Origin of the sequence: Streptomyces sp. NPDC016845, assembly GCF_044332585.1 — a bacterium.
Lineage (GTDB): Bacteria > Actinomycetota > Actinomycetes > Streptomycetales > Streptomycetaceae > Streptomyces.
This window is the reverse complement of sequence record NZ_JBIRPI010000049.1, coordinates 1-18,613: the sequence shown is the minus strand read 5'-3', so window position 1 is coordinate 18,613 and position 18,613 is coordinate 1. Positions and strand designations below refer to the sequence as shown.

At 68.2% G+C, this 18,613-nt stretch carries 18 protein-coding genes; 11 read left to right on the top strand and 7 right to left on the bottom strand.

The window, feature by feature from the left end; all coding sequences use genetic code 11:
• Positions 1–118 precede the first annotated feature (118 nt).
• Complete coding sequence (locus ACH4RC_RS41640) at positions 119–427, bottom strand: transposase (protein WP_398210160.1); 309 nt, start codon at positions 425–427, stop codon at positions 119–121.
• Between the two features lie 175 nt (positions 428–602).
• Here ACH4RC_RS41640 and ACH4RC_RS41635 point away from each other — a divergent pair, with 175 nt between their 5' ends.
• Positions 603–1,403: a MerR family transcriptional regulator gene (locus tag ACH4RC_RS41635; RefSeq protein WP_398210158.1), complete on the top strand. Its 801-nt coding sequence runs from the start codon at positions 603–605 to the stop codon at positions 1,401–1,403.
• Positions 1,400–2,614 carry a glycosyltransferase gene (locus tag ACH4RC_RS41630; RefSeq protein WP_398210156.1) on the top strand — a complete coding sequence of 405 codons (1,215 nt, stop codon included), beginning with the start codon at positions 1,400–1,402 and terminating at the stop codon, positions 2,612–2,614. Before ACH4RC_RS41635 ends, ACH4RC_RS41630 begins: the two co-directional genes overlap by 4 nt.
• Positions 2,615–2,775: 161 nt before the next feature.
• On the opposite strand, the gene ACH4RC_RS41625 is transcribed toward ACH4RC_RS41630, so the two are convergent.
• Positions 2,776–3,153, bottom strand: a complete 378-nt coding sequence (locus ACH4RC_RS41625; protein ID WP_398210154.1) for a MarR family winged helix-turn-helix transcriptional regulator — start codon at positions 3,151–3,153, stop codon at positions 2,776–2,778.
• On the opposite strand from ACH4RC_RS41625, the gene ACH4RC_RS41620 reads away from it, so the two are divergent.
• The 3 genes from ACH4RC_RS41620 (at position 3,148) to ACH4RC_RS41610 (ending at position 5,313) form a co-directional block, all read left to right on the top strand.
• Positions 3,148–3,873, top strand: a complete 726-nt coding sequence (locus ACH4RC_RS41620) for an alpha/beta fold hydrolase (RefSeq protein ID WP_398210151.1) — start codon at positions 3,148–3,150, stop codon at positions 3,871–3,873. The genes ACH4RC_RS41625 and ACH4RC_RS41620 overlap by 6 nt on opposite strands.
• A gap of 159 nt (positions 3,874–4,032) precedes the next feature.
• Positions 4,033–4,425 (top strand): hypothetical protein, encoded by a 393-nt coding sequence (locus ACH4RC_RS41615; protein WP_398210166.1) that lies wholly within the window; start codon positions 4,033–4,035, stop codon positions 4,423–4,425.
• Between the two features lie 690 nt (positions 4,426–5,115).
• Complete coding sequence (locus tag ACH4RC_RS41610; protein ID WP_398210150.1) at positions 5,116–5,313, top strand: hypothetical protein; 198 nt, start codon at positions 5,116–5,118, stop codon at positions 5,311–5,313.
• Between the two features lie 88 nt (positions 5,314–5,401).
• On the opposite strand, the gene ACH4RC_RS41605 is transcribed toward ACH4RC_RS41610, so the two are convergent.
• Both ACH4RC_RS41605 and ACH4RC_RS41600 read right to left on the bottom strand, forming a co-directional pair.
• Positions 5,402–6,031 carry a hypothetical protein gene (locus tag ACH4RC_RS41605; RefSeq protein WP_398210148.1) on the bottom strand — a complete coding sequence of 210 codons (630 nt, stop codon included), beginning with the start codon at positions 6,029–6,031 and terminating at the stop codon, positions 5,402–5,404.
• A gap of 371 nt (positions 6,032–6,402) precedes the next feature.
• Positions 6,403–7,254: a MarR family transcriptional regulator gene (locus tag ACH4RC_RS41600; RefSeq protein WP_398210146.1), complete on the bottom strand. Its 852-nt coding sequence runs from the start codon at positions 7,252–7,254 to the stop codon at positions 6,403–6,405.
• 447 nt (positions 7,255–7,701) lie between these two features.
• Between ACH4RC_RS41600 and ACH4RC_RS41595 the strand changes: the two genes are divergently transcribed.
• A complete protein-coding gene (locus ACH4RC_RS41595; RefSeq protein WP_398210143.1) occupies positions 7,702–8,025 on the top strand; it encodes a CU044_2847 family protein in 324 nt (107 codons plus the stop codon).
• The gene (locus tag ACH4RC_RS41590) at positions 8,022–10,799 is read left to right on the top strand and encodes a trypsin-like peptidase domain-containing protein (protein ID WP_398210140.1); all 2,778 of its coding nucleotides are present in this window, start codon (positions 8,022–8,024) and stop codon (positions 10,797–10,799) included. The genes ACH4RC_RS41595 and ACH4RC_RS41590 overlap by 4 nt, the downstream gene beginning before the upstream one ends.
• A gap of 66 nt (positions 10,800–10,865) precedes the next feature.
• On the opposite strand, the gene ACH4RC_RS41585 is transcribed toward ACH4RC_RS41590, so the two are convergent.
• The gene (locus ACH4RC_RS41585; RefSeq protein WP_398210138.1) at positions 10,866–11,648 is read right to left on the bottom strand and encodes a class I SAM-dependent methyltransferase; all 783 of its coding nucleotides are present in this window, start codon (positions 11,646–11,648) and stop codon (positions 10,866–10,868) included.
• Between the two features lie 58 nt (positions 11,649–11,706).
• On the bottom strand, positions 11,707–12,813 hold the full coding sequence (locus ACH4RC_RS41580; RefSeq protein ID WP_398210165.1) for an IS630 family transposase: 1,107 nt from the start codon (positions 12,811–12,813) through the stop codon (positions 11,707–11,709).
• A 35-nt stretch (positions 12,814–12,848) separates the two neighbouring features.
• Here ACH4RC_RS41580 and ACH4RC_RS41575 point away from each other — a divergent pair, with 35 nt between their 5' ends.
• The 4 genes from ACH4RC_RS41575 (at position 12,849) to ACH4RC_RS41560 (ending at position 17,936) form a co-directional block, all read left to right on the top strand.
• Positions 12,849–14,471 carry a WD40 repeat domain-containing protein gene (locus ACH4RC_RS41575; RefSeq protein ID WP_398210162.1) on the top strand — a complete coding sequence of 541 codons (1,623 nt, stop codon included), beginning with the start codon at positions 12,849–12,851 and terminating at the stop codon, positions 14,469–14,471.
• Positions 14,472–15,188: 717 nt separating this feature from the next.
• The gene (locus ACH4RC_RS41570) at positions 15,189–15,506 is read left to right on the top strand and encodes a transposase (protein WP_398210135.1); all 318 of its coding nucleotides are present in this window, start codon (positions 15,189–15,191) and stop codon (positions 15,504–15,506) included.
• 486 nt (positions 15,507–15,992) lie between these two features.
• The gene (locus ACH4RC_RS41565; protein ID WP_398210133.1) at positions 15,993–16,871 is read left to right on the top strand and encodes a helix-turn-helix domain-containing protein; all 879 of its coding nucleotides are present in this window, start codon (positions 15,993–15,995) and stop codon (positions 16,869–16,871) included.
• Between the two features lie 270 nt (positions 16,872–17,141).
• The gene (locus ACH4RC_RS41560; RefSeq protein ID WP_398210131.1) at positions 17,142–17,936 is read left to right on the top strand and encodes an IS5 family transposase; all 795 of its coding nucleotides are present in this window, start codon (positions 17,142–17,144) and stop codon (positions 17,934–17,936) included.
• Here ACH4RC_RS41560 and ACH4RC_RS41555 read toward each other — a convergent pair.
• The gene (locus ACH4RC_RS41555) at positions 17,884–18,423 is read right to left on the bottom strand and encodes a hypothetical protein (protein ID WP_398210128.1); all 540 of its coding nucleotides are present in this window, start codon (positions 18,421–18,423) and stop codon (positions 17,884–17,886) included. The two genes, ACH4RC_RS41560 and ACH4RC_RS41555, sit on opposite strands and share 53 nt — an antisense overlap.
• Between the last annotated feature and the right edge of the window lie 190 nt (positions 18,424–18,613).

Sequence of the window (18,613 nt, the reverse complement as noted above, 5' to 3'; positions counted from 1 at the left end):
TTGCGCCGACAGGGCTCCAGCGCGGCGCGGCGCCAGCGGTAGTACGTCGAGGACGGGATGTGCAGTTCCCGCAGCACGTACTCGACTCCCAGGCGAGGATGCTCGTCGACGAGCGCCGTCACCTGGGCCGGGTCGGGTCGAGTTGCGCCGCGAAAAAAGCAGAGGCCGTCCGCAGGACGTCGTTGGCCCGCTTGAGCTGGATGTTCTCCTTGCGCAGGGCCGCGAGCTCGGCTCGTTCATCGGTGGTGAGCCGGTCGTCGCGCTCGCCGGCGTCGGCCTCGGCCTGGCGGATCCAGCCGCGCAGGGCCTCGGGATGCACGCCGAGGTCGACGGCCAGCTTCTTGATCTGGGGCTTCGGCTCCGTGGTGCGATACATCCGCACTGCACGCTCACGCAACTCCTGCGAGTACTTCCTGGGAGCAGCCATGGTCGATGTTCCTCTCATGAGTCCCATCTGACCCGCTGTCAGCATCTCCCGCATCCCGGGGGAACCTCAGTGCGGGATCCGGCGGGCACAGGTTGCGGGCTGGGTGCGGCGGCCTGTTTGACCCTCCCCTTACGTCAGGCTTGAGGCTGGGGGCCGACGAGAAGAGGGTGGGTGGATGAGCTACTCGGTGGGGCAGGTCGCGGCCTTTGCCCAGGTGACGGTGCGCACGCTGCACCATTACGACAAGGCGGGGCTGCTGTCGCCCAGTGACCGCAGCCGGGCCGGGTACCGGCTCTACAGCGAGGCCGACCTGGTCCGTCTCCAGCAGATCCTCTTTTACCGCGAACTCGGCTTCCCGCTCGACGAAATCACCGTGATCTTGAAAGACCCGCAGGCGAACGCGCTGGACCATCTGCGGGCCCGGCAGCGGCAGTTGCAGGAGGAGAGCGCCCGGCTGCAGCGGTTGGCCGACGTGGCGCAGAAGGCGATCGAGGTCCACGAGACCGGGGTGGCCATGAGCCCTGAGGAACGCTTCGGGGTCTTCGGCGAGATCACCTTCGACCTGAGTTATGCCACCGAGGCGGAGCTGAAGTGGGCGCACACGCCGGGGCAGCGGCAGGCGATGGCCCGCGCGGCCGCCCACAGCAAGGACGACTGGGCTCGGCTCATGGGCGAGGCCACCGCCTGGCGCGCGGAACTCCTGGCCGCCTTCGACGAGGGCGAGCCGAGCGACGGCGGGCGGGCCATGGACCTGGCCGAGGAGCATCGCCTGCATATCGCCCGCTGGTTCACCGCCTGCCCACCCGACATGCACCAGCGCCTCGCCGACGACTTCCTCGCCGATGCGCGCGCCTTCGCCCTCCTCGTCCCGCCCACGCAGCAACGTCCGGGCCTGGCTGCCTACCTGGGCAAGGCGATCCACGCCAACGCCGCCCGCCACCCAAGCCGCCGGACCGATTCTGAGGAGGACCGATGAGAATTCTGATCGCCGCGGCCGGATCGCGCGGCGACGTCGCCCCCTACACCGGGCTCGGCGCCGAACTGCAACAAGCCGGATACGACGTCACTGTCGCCACCAGCGAGACCTTTGCTCCCCTGGTCCGTGACGCGGGGCTGGTGTTCCGCAGCCTGTCCGCCGACACCCAGGGGGGCGTCGCAGGCACCGGTAGACGTGAACTGATGCGCGCCGCTGCCGCCTTCACCACACGGCTTGGTGAGGGCTTCGCCGACGCAGTAGAGGTGGGTACGGATCTGCTCCTGCTGTCAGCCACCACGGCCCCTCTCGGCTGGCACCTCACGGAAGCCACCGGTACACCGAGCTTGGGGGTGTACCTCCAGCCCACTCAACCGACCGGTGACTTCCCGCCCGTCGTAACAGGGTCTCGTTCCCTGGGCCGCCTGGCCAACCGCGCCACGGGCCGCTTCGCGCTGCGCATGGCCGACCGCGTCTACGACCAGGCGGTCACCCGGCTGCGCGACCGCCTCGGCCTGTCGCCGGTCTCTCCTTCCGCGATGCGCCGGCGAGCGGAGCAGGCGAACTGGCCCGTCCTGCACGGCTTCAGCACGGCCCTGGTGCCCCGACCCTCCGACTGGCGTCCCGGCCTGGACATCGTCGGCAACTGGTGGCCCCACCACAACGCGACTGAGCAACTGCCTCCCGTACTGGAGGACTTCCTGGATGCCGGGCCCCGGCCCGTCCTGATCGGCTTTGGCAGCATGGCCTCCGGCGACGGGGAACGCCTGAGCGAGATCGCCGTCGGCGCGCTGCGCCGCGCCGGACTGCGTGGCATCCTCCAGGCCGGCAGTGCGCAGCTCGCCGCCGATGGCGACGATGTGCTCACCATCGGGGACATGCCGCACGCCCTGCTCTTTCCCCGCCTGGCCGCGGTGGTCCACCACGGCGGAGCCGGCACTGCGGCGGCCGCATTGCGCGCCGGGGTGCCCGCGATCGTGGTGCCGGTGACGGCCGACCAGCCGTTCTGGGCGCGCCGGCTCGCCGACCTGGGAGCTGCCACCGAACCGATCCCCTTCCGCTCCCTGACCGCCGAACGCTTGGCCGATGCACTGGCCCGGGTGGTGAAGCAGCAGGCCTACAGCCGGGCCGCCGCAAAAGCGGCGCAGCACCTGGCGGCTGAGGACGGCGCAGGGCAGGCGCTCAAAACTGTCCAACGGCTGACCGACCGATGATGGCCGCCGGCCCCCTCCCGATCTCGCGCATCCGATGCCCAAGCAGTCCACCGTTTGCGGCGTTGTGGCTTCGTGCGCCGGGTGTGACCGGCCATGCCGCCCTCCTTCCCTTCGCGGACCTGCCGGCGTCCGGGTGCAGTACGCGTGCCGTACGGGGGCGGTCAGCGTGCACGGTCAGCGTGCGTGCCGGTGGACTGAGGAACTGCTGTCAGAAAGCGACGTACCGTGTCCAGCTCGCCCGCGTCGAACTCCTGCGCGACGCTGGTCACTTCGCTGATCACCGGTTCGAAGAAGGCCCAGCCGAGTCCGCGGGCCTTGTCCTCCACGGTGAGCAGCGCGCGGCGCCGGTCGACGGTGTCCCGGCTGCGCCGGATCAGTCCGAGCCGTTCCAGGCGGTCGATGAGGGCGGTGGTGCCGGCCGAGTTGAGGCGCAGTTGCTCGCCCAGCCAGCCAGGTGTGGCGCGAGTGCCGTCCCGTGCCGCGTCCAGCAGGTGAATCAGTGCCCGTACGTCGCCCCCTACGGACCCACCTGGGTGCACGCCTACGGTCCCGCCGACGGCGAACCGGTGGTGCTGCTGCCCGGCGGTTCGGCCACCGGCCTGGTCTGGTTCGCCAACGCCCCCGCCCTCGGTGAGCGCTACCGGGTGTACGCGGTGGATCTGCTGGGGGACGCCGGCCGCACCCGGCGCCAAGGCGCCGCCCTCACGAACACCGCCGACCTGCTGGCCTGGCTGGACGCCCTCCTGGGCAACCTCCAACTTGCCCGCACGCGCCTGTGCGGCCACTCCTACGGCGCCTGGCTGGCCGCCACCTACGCACTGCACGCACCGCAGCGCATCGACCGCCTCGCCCTCATCGACCCCACCCAGGTCTTCACCGCCTTCCGCCCCCACTACCTGCTGCACGCCCTGCCCGCCCTCATCCGCCCCAGCCAGACCCACGCCCGCGCCTTCCTGGCCTGGGAAACCAGCGGCGCTCTGCTGGAGGAGACCTGGCAGCGCCTGTATGCGTCGGCCACCACTGTCCCCGGCCGCAAGATCACCGCCGGACGCCGCCCCCGCACCACCAACCTGCACCTGCCGGTCCTGGTCCTCCTCGCCGAGCACAGCCGCGCCCTCCACGCCGCCAAAGCCGCAGCCCGGGCCCGCCGGAACATCCCGAACGCCGAGGCGCATGTCCTTCCCGGGGCCACCCACCACTCCCTGCCCTCGGCCGCACCCGACGAACTGAACACGCGACTGCTCGACTTCCTGCGCTGACCACACCGCCGCGCCCAGCCGGAGCCCCCGCGCGGCGACCGTCACCGAATTCCACCAGCCATGTGCCGACACACCGCGGAGCGCGCCGTCTCCCGACCGAGGGAGCCGAGTTCCTGCCCCATCACTGCAAGAGAGCAGAAAGAGACCGTGACATGACCGCTGAAGCGAGATGCGCGCGCGCCGCGCCTCGCGCGCATCTCCTCGTTCCTGCAGATAGCGATCGCCCTGCAGACGGCGACCATCTTCCTGCAGGCCATCAGCGCCGGATGGCTGCTCACCTCCTCTCACGGCGAGACGATGCACAGCATCGGCGCCCGCGTGATGTACGGCGCCTCGATGCTCTACCTGCTCGCCGCGATAGGCGCGTGGAAGCCGGGCGGCGGCTCACCGCGGCCCGTCTGGCACGCCACCGGCTTTCTCCTCCTGGCCTCCGCCCAGGTAATCCTCGGCGTCGCACACGTTCCCTCGGTCCATCTGCCGCTGGGAGTCCTGATGTTCGGCCTCAGCGTGCTAGCTCTGGTCCGGCGCGGAACCAGACCGGAGCCGGCATGACCGCCACCGCCTACACCGTGGCCGCCGTCCGTGACTCGCTGATGCTGTTGATCGGGGTCCGCTTCCTGCTCCAGCCCCCGAGCAGCCGCCGCCGCGTATGGCGTACCCGCCGCCCACAACGGCGACCCGGTCTACCGCGCGTCAAGGGGTGGTGCGGGAGGCCACCTTCAGCATCCTGGGCCTGGCCCTGCTCGCCTTCTCCACCCCCCGCACCGAGGCGCTGGTGGTCGCCCAGGCACCGCTCGGCGACATTCCTCATCGTGCTGCGCCACGGCAACACCAGGACCGCCGCGTTCGGCATTCACTTCGCCACTGCCGTGGCAGTTCTCCTCAGCGCCGGTCTGCTCTTCGCCGTCTGACGAGCGACGTCATTTGAGTGTGGCTCTTCTTGAGTGAAGTAAGTCCGGCCGCGGCTGGTTCAAAGCGATCGAGGATGATCGGTGGATGTTCGTTCGCGTGGAGAAGGTAGAGCAGGATTCACTGGCGCCGGTGGTAGTGGAGTGCACTCGCCTGTCGGTACCGCTGTGGTGAGTTGGAGCGGTGATCCGGAGGAAGCGAACGGTTGGCACCATGTTGAGTGGACCGCGGACGAAGATCTCCTTTGGGAGCGGAACGTTCAACTCTCCGTGCTTGCCGAACCGGGCGAAGTGCAGGGCCATGGGCGTGCACCGCCTGAGAATCCTCAAGGGTATGAACGATGTCGACGTGATCAGAGCCCTTCTCGTCCTGGTAGCCCTCCTCGTCGGGGCCCTGGTCGGGACCGTCGCCGGATTCCTCGCACTGCTCGGCGGCGCACCGCCGGTGGCAGCCGTCCGGCAAGCATGTGCAGGCTTTGCCGGGACGGTGGCCCTGGCCGTCGTCGTCGGCACTGCGCTGGGGTGCTTTTGAATTGGGCGCGGTTCTTTTGAAGGGAGTACGGGCCGCCGACGGTCACCTTATCCGGCCCGGGATCGGTGCCGGCTGGGCGTGTGGTGGCTCAGTAGATGGAAAGCGGCGGGACGGTCACTCTCAGACCTGCGGCGCGCAGCTGTTCCTGCCACTGGCCATCGATCTGCGCACGGCTCTCGCGGATCTCTCGCCACCCTTCGATGGACTCGGGGAGTTCTTCCCCTCTCGCCCATAGGCCCATCAGCATCCGGGTTTCGCTCCGGGCCAGAAAACCGACCTCTGCGGCTGAATATTCTCCGACGTTCCCCACGGCGGCGAGATCGAGGAAGTAGGATACTTCGGCAATCCGTTCGCGTAGTGCTCCATTAAGGATGAACGACTGCTCGTATCCCAATACGACGCATATCTTCGCGAGGCTCTGCAGAACTTCTTCTTCGGGCTGATTGATCAGCCGGATCGGATGCTCGAGGTAGGCCGCAAGTATGTGTTCCACGGCAGCGCGCTCCCTGGACTCCCGTTCTTTCCTTCTGCCGTCCTCCACGGCCCAGGTGCGGGCGGTCTCGGCGTCTTCCAAGGAATCCTGGCGAGCTTGTTGTGCTTGCCGTCGAGCCCCCAGCCGTCCTACGGCGTCCCCGCCCAGTCCGATGAGCCCGCCGATTACAACGGTGACAATCGTTGCCCACTCCATCACGTCCCCCTGCTGCCGATGCACGTCCAACGGCGAGAGTCTTTCGACCAACCTTCGCCAAGCGCAAGAGCCTCCCAGCACGACCACGCGTCCAGCCCGACGGTGACGGCCAGCCTCTTCTATCCCCTCGCGCTACCGACTGGGAGAGCGCAACAGCTTCTCGCGGATTCTGGTCGGTCCAGTGCCGGGCGCCCCAGGCGCTGAAGCCGACGCTGGCCGACGCGACTCCGGAGTGAACCGAACCCCGCCCGTTCGCCGTCCGGCGTGGTCGCGGGCGCGCGGGTCCGGCCGTATGGCCGGACCAGGTGTGCATCGCAACTCAAACGGCCCGCACAGGTCCGAGCACCCGGGAAGACATGCCGGGCAGGGGGCTGGCCGTGGTCACTGCGTGTGCGCACGCCTTACTGCGAGTCGGCGGCCACCAGGGCTGCGGTGATGGGTTCGAGCGTGGTGATCAGTTCGTCGAGTTCGACGGGGGACAGGGCGGCGTAGGGCGCAGCGGCGAGTTCATCAGTGAGGGCTTCGATGCGCTGCTTGGTGGCGCGGCCGACGTCGGTGAAGTGGTCATCGGCGTCGAGGAGTCCGCGCCCTCGCAAGCCGTCCATACAGGCGGTCAGCTGGTCCTTGGGCAGGTGATGGATGCGTCCGAACGACTGCGGGGGATGGATGCCCTGCTCCAGAGCGGAGAGTACGTGGGCCTCGATCCCGCTGATGCCCGCGCCGAGGAGCGCGGCGATGTGCCCGTCGCTGCGGTGCTCGCGCAGCATGGTCGCGCCATGCCACAGCCGAGCGACCGGGTCGCTGGGCACCTTCAAAGTGCGCATGCCAGCGTACATCACCCGGCCCTCGGTGGGGGCGCTCGTCGCGGACTTGCAGGTCAGCTCCGCTGCGCGCACCAGGCTGGGGGAGCCGGCCAGCTCCTGGCCGAGGATGCGCCGCAGGGAGGCGGCGCTGCCGCGCTCCCGGGCGGCGAGAGAGGCTTCGGGCGGGATCGTCTCCCAGGCGCTGGGGATGTGCCGGGCGGCCTCTCCGTTGGCGAAGTTGTAGAAGGCCGCGTGTACGACCTGGGCCGGCACCCGCCCCAGCGGTGCGGCGCGGCTGGCGAAGTAGCCGTCCCAGTACGTGCGATGACCGAGCGCGGCCATCTCCTCGTTGCACTCCTCCGCGAGGTAGGTGACCAGGCAGATGGGCTCCAGGAGCTCGAACATGCGACGGGCGACAGGAACCGTCGGAAGCAAGCGCGTTGTGGCCATCGGGTTCTCCCTTGATGAGGTGTGCCGACTTGGACCGTCCGGCGCATCGAAACTCATCGCCGACCATGGAAAGCCGCCGATCGGTGGCTTCTCACCAACGCGGCATCCGGGCGCCTCTGTGAGGGATGGTTGCCGTCCATCCGTTACGGGTGAGGGTGGTAATTCCGGCGGGCGTGATGGTGACGGTGGCGCCGCGGACGGGGAGGTCACCGTCGATGGCGAGCCAGGTGGCGATGCGGGTCTTGGACTCTCGACAAGGCCGGGACAGGTTCGCGAGCCCGCCGGGTGCGTGCGCCGAGGGCTGCTCCGGCTGTGCTGCGGGCCACCGAAGTCTGGGGCCAGTGGGCGGCTTGTATCAGCTCGGGACCATAACTGCGCATTCTGGAGTCTTATGCGGGACTTGCTCGCTACGCTGCGGTGCATCGTTGAGGCCAGGGGGGTTGCAAGATGCGCGAAGAGTCCGCGTCGCAAGTTGTGTCGTACGAGGTCGAGGCCGGGACTCGCGTTCGTTTCGAGATCGAGGCGAGCGATGAGTGGCAGCAGGTCAGCTCTGACCGGAGTCTGGGCAGGATCCGGGAGGCGGTGTCACCGGCTGTGGAGGGCGCGCGAGCCGTTCTGCAGCAGGTCAAGGCTCTGCAACCCGGGCAGGTGGAAGTGAAGTTCGGAGTGAAGGTGACGGGGTCGGCGAACTGGTTGATCGCCCGTGCCGCGACCGAAGCGAACTTCGAGGTTACCCTGACCTGGCCTGGGGCGGCTGCGGAACCGTCATGAGCATCCCGGACGGTAGCCCGCGCCCGGGCTCGGACACCTGGGTCGCGGCGATCCATGTATCTGAGGACGATCGTCGTCCGCTGGGCGCAGGGTTTTTGATCGATGGCCGACGAGTGCTGACCTGTGCCCATGTCGTCTTTGACGAAGAGCAGCAGCTGCATCCTGAGCTGTGGGTGGCTCTGCCCAAGGCTCATGGTCTGGGATACGAGCGGTTGCGTGTGCAGGAGGTAGATGCCCCGCCAGCCGGGCGACGCGATGTCGAGGACGTCGCCGTTCTGGTGCTGGCACAGCCGGTAGCTGAAGGGTATGCCGCACTGCTGCGCCAGCCGGAGGTCGGCAGTCTGGTGCAGCACTTGTGGTGGGCCTTCGGGTTCCCCGACGGCATGCTGGGCAATTCATCGCACGGCGTGATCGGGGAAGAGCTGGGCTATGGGTGGATCCGTCTGGACACCGACTCCCGGTACGGGGTGAAGTCCGGTTACAGCGGAGCCGCGTTGTGGTCGGCCGACTACCAGGCGGTAGTTGCCATGGTGGGCCAGGCGCAGGGCGCCAACGGGGACGCCCGTGCGATCACCATGCGGGCCATTGCCGACTGCCTGCCCGGCCAAAAGCTCCACACGCTGGCCGACTGGTCGGCAGAGTCCGCCGGGGACAGCGCGCTGGCCGCGTGGGGATGGAGTCTGGAGGCAGATCCAGAGGCGGGCCGCCACTGGCGCCCGAGGGCCCGCGGCGTACATGCCGACAGCGAGCGAGGCTTCCGTTTCCGTGGCCGCACCGCCGCCTTGACAGAGATCCGCGACTGGCTGGCCCACCCGCAGCCGCACGCTCGGGTTCTGGCCGTGACCGGATCGCCCGGCGTGGGGAAGTCCGCTGTTCTGGGACGCATCGTCACCACCTCCGACCCCGCCATCGCAGACTCCCTCCCACCTGACGACGTCGCGGTACGCGCCGTCACGCGCTCCGTGGCCTGCGCGGTGCACGCCAAAGGAAAAACAGCGCTCGAAGTGGCCGGAGAGATCGCCCGGGCCGCCTCCGCCCGCCTGCCCGTGCAGGTCACCGACCTCCTACCGAATATACAAACCGCCTTGGAGCGCCTCGATCGTCGCGGCTTCACCGTAATCATCGATGCCCTGGACGAAGCCGCCAGCAGCCAGCACACCCGCGACATCCTCCGCCACATCGCCCGCCCCCTCGCCGAAGACCTGCACCACCTCGGGGTGCGCGTCGTCGTCGGCACCCGCCGCCGAGACGACGCCGGCCCCCTGCTGGAAGCATTCGACACCTCACTCATCATCGATCTCGACACTCCCCGCTACTTCACTCCCGTCGACCTGAGCGCCTACGCACTGGCCACCCTCCAGCTCCACGGTGACGAACGCCCCGACAACCCCTATAACAACACCGAGACCGCGGAGCGGGTGGCCGGGAGAATCGCACAGCTCGCCGACCGGAACTTCCTGGTCGCGGGCCTCACCGCCCGCGCCCACGGTATGCACGACCAGCAACCCGTCGACACCGGTGCCCTCGACTTCACTCCCACCGTCGACGCCGCACTGGCCTCCTACCTTGCCCTGCTTGCCAGCGTCGACCACGTCCCAGCAGCAGCTCTCATGACTGCCCTGGCCTACGCCGAGGCACCGGGCATGCCCATCAGCATGTGGCAAGCCGCCATCACTGCCTTGGGCTACAACGCTCCCAGCACCAGCAGCCTCGAAACCTTCGCCCGCTCCTCTGCAGCCAACTTCCTCATCGAAACCACCCTCTCCCACCAGCCCGCGCCCCTCTACCGACTCTTTCACCAAGCCCTCAACGACGCACTGCTACGCCACCGCGACGCTGCCGATGACGAAAACGCCATCACCGGGGCTCTGCTCCGCACTGGCCAGCAACTCGGTTGGGGCCGCGTCCCGACCTACCTCATGCGTTCTCTGCCCGGCCACGCGCAACGAGGCGGAGCCATTGACGACCTCCTCGCCGATGACGCCTACCTCCTCCACGCAGACCTCCGCCGCCTCATCCCCTCCGCCGCCACGGCCACCACACCAGCGGGGCAGCGCCGTGCCAGGCTGCTGCGCGTCACCCCCCGGGCCATAGACGCCCCACCCGCCGAACGCGCCGCCCTCTACAGCATCAGTGAGGCAACGCATGGTCTAGGCACCGCATACCGCAAGATCACCCACCCCGCCCCCTACCGCGCACGATGGGCCTCCACACAACAGAGCAACGACGAGATCGTCCTGATAGGCCACACCGACTCCGTCAAAACACTGTGCTCAGTGAAACTGCCCGGTGGGCGGATGCTGCTCGCCTCTGCCGGCGAGGATCATTCGATCCGGCTGTGGGATCCGGTCACTGGCACCGCGCAGCACGAACTTGTCGGGCACACCGGCGCCGTGGCGGCGTTGAGTACGGTGCGGCTGGCGGGTGGGCGGATGCTGCTCGCTTCCGCCGGTGAGGATCATTCGATCCGGCTGTGGGATCCGGCGACGGGCGTGCAGCAGCGCGTACTGACCGGGCACACCGACGCGGTGAAAGTGCTGCGCACGGTGAACTTACCCAACGGACGGACCCTGCTCGCCACCGCCGCCGACAACACCGTGCGACTCTGGGACCCCGCCACCGGCATCCAGCAACACGAACTCGACCTCAAGACGGCCCCTGCCGCATCACAGCGGCGCCTGTTCAGCAGAAAACGAACCAGATACCTCCCGGACATCGAGCGCGCACTGTGCACCGTGGAACTGCCCGACGGACCCACCCTGCTAGTGCTCTGACCGGCAACGTTCACCGGTATGCCATGGATGAACGGAAAGCCAGGCAGGGCGGAACCGATGTCTGGACTACTGCGCTGAGGGAGCGCGCTGTGCGGTGAGCACGGGCTGGTAGTACCCGCTGGAGGCCGGACTGTGCCAGGTGATGTTGGTGAAGCCGGCTTCAGCCACGAACTCTGTCAGCTGCGGCGTCGTCAGCGCCCAGCAGGTGCTCCGGCGGACTCGGACATGCCAGGTGTTCTCTGCGGGGATGAGCTGAAAGTGCTCCTGGTCGTAGCGTTCGCCGTCTTCGTGCCAGCGCCACAGCTGGAAGGTGATCGCTTGGCCGTCGCGTGTTTCCGTGACCTGGGGTGGTGTCGCCGTGGGTCTGGTCTGGCGCGTCTCGTCATGGGCCCGGACAGTGATCATCAACAGTCCGTCGTCTCGGAGCACCCGTCTCACGCCGAGGAGTGCCGCCCGGAGATCTTGCCCGGAGAGCAGGTGGGTGAGCGAGTTGTCCGCGCAGAGGACGACGTCGAATGATGTTTCTTTGAACGGCAGTTGGCGCATGTCGGCCGCAGCGGCCGGAAGCCGGCTGCCCCGGGCCGCCGCCTCGACGGCGGCGCGCGCGGCGGCGACCGGGCTCAGGTCGCTGCCGATGACCTGGTGCCCGGCCAGGGCCAGGCCGATGGCCTGGGTGCCGATCCCGCACGAGCAGTCCAGGACGCTGTGCGGTCCCGCGCCGAGAGATTGGCGCAGGAGCCCGCCCAATACCTCGGCCTGGTAGGCCATGCTCGCGTCCCAGTCCCGGAACATCAGGTGGTAGTCGTGGGCCAGATCGTCGTAGAAATCCCGCACGGAGAGCTCGGACATGCATCCCACCGTAGTGCGTGGCCCCCGAGGAGTGCGGGCAGTTTTAGGCAGCGGCTGCCTAACTTCGGCCGCCCCAGCGGATGCCCTTCTCGCTGCGGATACGGGCGCGTTCGCGGCGTTGGGCAGCCAGCACGTCGGGGTGGCGGGCGTTCGCGTTGCGCCAGCGGAGGTAGGCGTGGAGGGCTCGGGTCTGCGCGGTGTGGTTGCGGTAGTTGGAGTTAGCGATGCTGAACTGCCGCAGCGGCCCGAAGTGGGCTTCAATCGGATTGGCCCAGGACGCGTACGTCGGGGTAAAGCACAGCTCGACCCGGTTCTTCTTTGCCCAGCGCCGGATGGTCTCGCCCTTGTGGGCGGACAGATTGTCCAAGATGACGTAGATCGGGGCGCCGTCCGGGCGGGCCGCCCGGATTGACCTCAGCGCAGGCAGGGTGTTCGCGGCCCCCTTCTTGCGCCGGTTGACGCCCCAGAGCATGTCGTCGCCGACCGAGTAGCAACCGTGAAAGTAGCGCACCCCGTGAGTACGGTGATAGGTCGCGGGATGCCGCTCGGGCCGACCCTGTTCGGCCCAGCACGACCCGGCGGTGGGCCTGATGCCCAGCGGGCCGAACTCGTCGAACGCGAAAACGCGGTCCGGAAAGTGCTCCAGCACGCGCTCGATCCGGTCGAGCTTGGCCTCGCGCTCGGGGTCGGGGGATTCCTTCCAGGTCTTGGTGCGCTGGAAAGTGACGCCGCGGCGGGCGAGCAGGCACCGTAACGCCTCGCGGCCGATCCGGATCACACGGCCGTGCACGCGGCGCAGGTAGGCGGCGAGTTTACGGATGGACCAGCGGGTGAAGGGCTGCCCGAGCTTGGTCGGGCGGGTGGTGGCCGTCTGGACGACGAAGTCCTCGTCGTCAGGGCTGAGCAGGCGGGGACGGCCTCCCGCCCACCGAGGGTCCAAGCAGGCCAGACCGATCTCGTTGAACCGGTGGATCACGTCCCGGACCGTGTCCTCATCGGCCTGCACCAACTTCGCGATCACCGGCACCCGGTTCCCACCTGCCGAGGCCAGCAACATCATCGCGCGCCGGTAACGCACCGAACTGGTACTGCCCCGGCGCACGATCTGCTGCAGCTTCTGCCCCTGCTGGTCAGTCAACCTACGCACACGGACAGGCTCAGCCACCACACCCCCAGCGGTCAGATCGGACGTCACCGCTTATCCAACCGCTCGGACACCCAACCCGGCGAACCTACGCGGTCAGAGCACTAGCCGCCGGCTCCTCCTCATCCCTCCTCAAACGATCCATCCGAATATGGGATTCATCCACCGGCACCCAGCAACGCGAACTGACAGTCCTTGACCACGCCGTCACCGCCCTGTGCACAGTTCACCTGCCCGATGGCCGGACCCTGCTCGCCTCCGCCGCCAACGACATCGTGCGGGTGTGGGACCCCGCCACCGGCAGCCAACTGCACGAGTTCCCCGGCCACCCAGGACCGGTAAAAGTCCTTGCTCCGGTGAGAATGCCCGACGGACGCGTCCTGCTCGCTGCCGCCGCCTACAACATCGTGCGGGTGTGGGATCCCGTCACCGGCAGCCCACAACACGACCTCACCGGTCACAGGGGTCTTGTCAGGGCGCTGTGCACGCTTGAGTTGCCCGAGGGGCGAACCCTCCTCGCCTCCGCAGGTGACGACCACACGATCCGGCTATGGGATCTGGCCACCCACGGGCAAGGCAGAAACCCATCCGAACACCGCCTGGGCCGACTCAGCGCCCTGTGCGCAGTAGAACTGGCTGCCGGGCAAACCCTGCTCGCCTCCGCCAGCGACGATCTCTCCATCCGCCTCTGGGACCCTCTCACCGGCACCCCACAGCGCGAACTCTCCGGCCATACCGACTGGATCAGAACGCTGTGCATGGTGCAACTGCCGGGCGGGTCGGCACTCCTGGCCTCTGCCGCCGACGATCACTCCATACGACTGTGGGACCTCGCCACTGGTGAGCAACAACATGAACTCACCGGCCACAAAGGAACGATCAGAGCCCTGTGTGCGGTGGAGCTATCAGACGGACGCCCCCTCCTCGCCTCTGCCGGCGACGACCACGCGATCCGCCTCTGGGACCCCCTCACTGGCGTCCTGCAGCGCGCGCTCCTGGGTCACACCAACTGGATCAGAACGCTGTGCGTGGTGCATTTGCCCGACAGGTCGCCGCTCCTGGCCTCTGCCGCCGACGATCACTCCATTCGGTTGTGGGATCCCGTCACCGGTGTCGCTCAGCGCGAGCTCACCGGCCACACGCGCCCGGTGACTGCGTTGTGCACGGTGAAGCTACCTGACGGGCGGCCTCTGCTCGCCTCCGCCGCTGCCTCCACCGACTACGCCATCCGGTTGTGGGATCCCGTCACCGGTGTCGCTCAGTGCGAGCTCACCGGCCACACGCGTCCGGTGACTGCGTTGTGCACGGTGAAGCTACCTGACGGCCGGGCCCTACTCGCCTCGGCTTCCATCGACCACACGATCCGGTTGTGGGACCCCAGCACCAGCGCCCAACATCACGAGCTGACCGGCCACACCCGAATGGTGGTGGCATTGTGCTCGCTGAGGCTACCCAACGGCCAAGAGCTGCTGGCCTCCGCCTCCTATGACCGCACCATTCGACTCTGGGACTGCGAGGGTTCCCCGGTGGCGGAGATTCCCATGGGAAGCGAGCCCAGCGAGTTGCTCGGTAGCAACGCACTCACGATCGCCCTGGAACACGGCCTCCTGGTAGTCGACATGGAGCCGCCGACAGACTGCCTTGATACGTCACTCGGTTCGAAACAGCCTGACCGATGACGGACGACTGCTTGCCTATCCACGTCAAGCCGCGGTAACCCATCACCAGCGCATGCAGCCGGGCCTCCGCTGAGGCCCTGCGCGAGGAGGGGCTGATCGACACCGAGCCGGGCATGGGCATCTTCGTCGCCAAACGCTCAGCGGAGCTCTTCAAGATTCGATTCGGAGAGCCCTTACACGCAGTTGGTGGCCAGCAATGCCGTAGTCACGCTCGGTCACGCGAACCAGGCATCCGGGAGCGTCGGCGCAAGAGGCGCGGGTACGCCTCCGCGTCCGTTTCGCACCGTTGGGGAAGGACTGGCCCGGTCACATATGCAGCGTGGTCGCCGGTGACGAGTACAGCGGTGCGCGAAGGCGGCAGTAGGCGGGCCCAAGCACGCCCGGCTGCCCGGCAGCGGAGGTGTCAGATTCTCAAGTACCGTTTTCACTGCAGCCGTTGGTCTTCCATTACGTGGGCCGCGGCGTTGGCTTGCGGCCTCGTCGGCCTGCTGCAAGTGCCCTCTTCCTCGGCTGCCGCTCCAGACGCCCATGGCGCGGCGGCGCGGCAGGGTGTGCTGGGGCAGGCTTCCCAGCAGGCCCGAGCAGCTGACCGGCGGGTGGAAGTGCGGTCCTGGCGTACCGGAGCCTCGCGGGTGTACGCCAACCGCCACGTACACCACCGACAGTGAATCGACCCGGGTTTGATGGAGATCATCAAGACCCGGAAGGATGCCCTTCATGGCTGCTCTCCGTAAGTACCCCGACGAATTGCGTAAACGCGCGACGCGTCTGGCCGTCGAGGCACGCAAGGACCCGGCCGGCCGGGCCGGTGCGATCAAGCGCATCGCCGACCAGCTCGATGTACATCCCGAGGCTTTGCGGGGGTGGGTGAAGCGGTCCGAGATCGACGAGGGCACCGTCGCCGGGACAACCGGTGCGGAGGCTGCCCGGATCGCGGAGCTGGAGCGGGAGGTGAAGGAACTGCGGCGGGCGAACGCGATACTGAAGTCCGCCTCGGCTTTCTTCGCCGCGGAGCTGGACCGTCCACTGCGCTGAAGGTCGCCTACATCGACCAGTACAAGGAGATGTTCGGCGTCCAGCCGATCTGCGACGTCCTCGCCGAGACGGACACGTCACTCCCGCCGAGCACGAGGCCGCCCACTACGCGACCGAACCCCCTACGTCACTCCAGAAAACCAGCTAACTCACTCTCCACAGAACCCGGTGCTTGACACTTCACGTGACTGGCCTTTCTCTTGATCGAGCACGGTGCGGTCGCGGAACGGACTCGCCGTCGCTGGAGACAGTGTTGGGACAGCCTGGCGCCGGCCGGCTCACGCGCCTCGCGGGTGCGTCGTGTCGGCCACGGCGTCCCTCTTCTGGTTTCGGCAGGCGGGCATATCCATCGCAATGGACACTTCCGGTTGCGGCCCAGACGTCGCCGTCCAGAGGATCGGATGCCGGCAGCGAGGAGGGAGTCCTCGTCGAGGGGGGTACCAGCAGGGACTCTCTCGCCGGTTGTACCGCTCCTATGCTGACCCCATGGACAAGCGGGCTGAAATCGGCGCATTTCTGAAGTCCCGCCGCGGCAAGATCACCCCGGAGCAAGCTGGCCTGCCGGTGTACGGGCAGCGGCGGGTGCCGGGGTTGCGTCGCGGCGAGGTCGCAATGCTCGCCGGGATGAGCGTCGAGTACTACACGCGCCTGGAACGCGGCAACCTCGCGGGGGCCTCCGACAGCGTCCTGGACGCCCTTGCCCAGGCCCTGCGCCTGGACGTCACCGAGTGGGAGCACCTGTACGCCCTGGCGCGGGCAGCCGGCACCGGTGGGACTCGGGCCCGGTGCCGTCCGAAGAAGGCGACCGTGCGGCCCAGTGTGCTGCGCATCGTCGAGGGCCTGCACGACCAGCCGGCGTACGTGCGCAACAACCGCATGGACCTCCTGGCGGCCAATCCGCTCGCCCGGGCCCTGCACTGCGAGCTGTTCGAGACCGAGCCGGTCAACACCTGTCGGTTCGTCTTCCTCGACCCGCGGGCCACTCGCCTCTACCCCGACTGGAAACGCGTGGCCCGCGAAGGAGTGGGCGTGCTGCGGGTCGAGGCCGCCAAGAACCCCTACGACCGTGAGCTGTCGCACCTGATCGGTGAGCTGTCGACCCGCAGTGACGCCTTCCGCACCATGTGGGGCGCGCACGACGTGCACGTCTTCACCGAGGGCACGAAGCGATTCCTGCATCCGGCGGTGGGCGAGATGGAGCTCATTCACGAGACCTTGGACCTGCCCGGTGACCAGGGCCTGGCCATCACCGTCTACAGCGCCGACCCCGGGACACCGGCCGCCGACGCTCTGCAGCTCCTGGCCAGCTGGGCTGCCACCCAGCAACAGGAAACGGCCCCCGAGCAGACCGGCACCGAGGGCTGAGAAGCCGTATCTCAACCGCTCTTGGAACGTGTGGATCGAACGGAGTTCCTGGTCGGGTGATCTTCCGGCGGTACGCGCATGAAGGCAGGGCCTCCTGGTAGCTCGGGGGTGCGACCCCATTCCGAGCGATTCCCGGAGGCCCTGTTGTCGTTGTTGTACGCGCCCTCGCCCGTTGACTTCAACTCGCCCGCTGTTTCGTGCGATTGTCTCGCTCACGTGTACGGCAACGCGGCCGATCATCCCGACCGGGTGCGCCGATATCCGTCGGACATGACGGACGCGGAGTGGGCTGAGATCCGGCCCTTGCTGCCGGTGCCGGCCTGGCTTAAGGGGCGGGGCGGACGGCCCGAGGGCTACTGCCACCGCCAACTGCTGGACGCTGTCCGCTACCTGGTCGCGGGCGGGATCTCCTGGCGGGCGATGCCCGCGGACTTCCCCGACTGGAGCCGGGTCTACGCCTTCTTCCGCCGCTGGCGCGAGCACGGACTGATCACCGAGTTCCACGACCGGCTGCGCGGGAAGGTCCGTGAACGCGAAGGCCGCGAGGCCGGGCCCACTGCGGGAATCATCGACGCACAGTCGGTGCGGGCTGCCGCGGCAGTCCCGGCCGCCTCACGCGGCTACGACGGCGGGAAGAAGGTGCCGGGCCGCAAACGGCACATCGTGACCGACACGCTCGGCCTGCTCCTGGTCGTCGCGGTCACCGCCGCGAACATCGGCGACCGGGACGCCGCGGCGGACTTGCTGATGCGGCTGCGCCGTCTGCACCGCGACATCACCCTCGTCTGGGCCGACGGCGGCTACACCGGCGGCCTTGTCGCCTGGTGCCGGGACAGACTCGCCCTGGCCCTGGAGATCGTCAAGCGCACCGATGACATAACAGGTTTCGTGGTGCTGCCGAGGCGGTGGGTGGCAGAGCGCACGTTCGCGTGGCTGATGCATTCACGCCGTCTGGCCCGGGACTACGAGACCCTGCCCGCCACCAGCGAAGCGATGATCCGGTGGTCGATGGTCACGCGGATGAGCCGGCGTCTGGCACGGTCACGAGCCGCCGGCCGGCACTGAACATCCCTGACGCCTCCAGCAGGAGCCACCCGCGCTCAGCCAGGCGCCTGGCCTTCGACCGTACCCCCTCGACCTTCGCCGGCGTCGTCCCAAGGCCCAGCTCCGCCGCGAGCTCCTTGGCCTTCACCGGTCCCTCGCCCGCGGACCGGCGCTCCTCCAGCACCCTCAGAATCCGCTGATAGTCGGGCGCAAGTACGGCCACCGCCAACCCGTCCCGCCAGGGCGGCACCACCGACCCCGGCACCGGTGAGGGCACCGTTTCCCGCTCCGCCTCGGCCACGGAAGTCGTTTCGGCGGCGGACACGGCCAGGGCCTCGACCAGCTCTTCCCGCGCGATCACCCGCCGGTCCAGCTCGATCTCTGCGGCCTCCAACACCTCAGCCAACCGCGCGGCTTCCTCCCGCAGTCCCTCCACCCGCACCCGGGCAGCCGCCTCCCGCTCCTCCAGCATTCCCAGCACCGACGCCACCGCGCACCCCTCGCTCATGATGCGGACACAAGACGCCGCATGCCTCCCTCACCTCGAGCGAAACCATGCCTGACCAGCAGAAATCAACGGATCACGTTCGGTTGAGATACGGCTTCTGAGCTTGTTCTTTTACCTCTGGCCTCGAACAGGGCCTCGCACATGAGTACTTACCTGGGCATTCGCCGGACAGGCGGACGGCCCCCGCGTG

Bases quoted from the DNA above. Each gene is read 5' to 3' on its own strand.
- ACH4RC_RS41585 (WP_398210138.1), bottom strand. From the start codon at position 11,648: ATGTCCGAGCTCTCCGTGCGGGATTTCTACGACGATCTGGCCCACGAC.
- ACH4RC_RS41570 (WP_398210135.1), top strand. From the start codon at position 15,189: ATGGCTGCTCTCCGTAAGTACCCCGACGAATTGCGTAAACGCGCGACG.
- ACH4RC_RS41635 (WP_398210158.1), top strand. From the start codon at position 603: ATGAGCTACTCGGTGGGGCAGGTCGCGGCCTTTGCCCAGGTGACGGTG.
- ACH4RC_RS41595 (WP_398210143.1), top strand. From the start codon at position 7,702: ATGCGCGAAGAGTCCGCGTCGCAAGTTGTGTCGTACGAGGTCGAGGCC.
- ACH4RC_RS41600 (WP_398210146.1), bottom strand. From the start codon at position 7,254: ATGGCCACAACGCGCTTGCTTCCGACGGTTCCTGTCGCCCGTCGCATG.
- ACH4RC_RS41560 (WP_398210131.1), top strand. From the start codon at position 17,142: ATGACGGACGCGGAGTGGGCTGAGATCCGGCCCTTGCTGCCGGTGCCG.
- ACH4RC_RS41610 (WP_398210150.1), top strand. From the start codon at position 5,116: ATGAACGATGTCGACGTGATCAGAGCCCTTCTCGTCCTGGTAGCCCTC.
- ACH4RC_RS41640 (WP_398210160.1), bottom strand. From the start codon at position 427: ATGGCTGCTCCCAGGAAGTACTCGCAGGAGTTGCGTGAGCGTGCAGTG.
- ACH4RC_RS41565 (WP_398210133.1), top strand. From the start codon at position 15,993: ATGGACAAGCGGGCTGAAATCGGCGCATTTCTGAAGTCCCGCCGCGGC.
- ACH4RC_RS41555 (WP_398210128.1), bottom strand. From the start codon at position 18,423: ATGAGCGAGGGGTGCGCGGTGGCGTCGGTGCTGGGAATGCTGGAGGAG.
- ACH4RC_RS41590 (WP_398210140.1), top strand. From the start codon at position 8,022: ATGAGCATCCCGGACGGTAGCCCGCGCCCGGGCTCGGACACCTGGGTC.
- ACH4RC_RS41630 (WP_398210156.1), top strand. From the start codon at position 1,400: ATGAGAATTCTGATCGCCGCGGCCGGATCGCGCGGCGACGTCGCCCCC.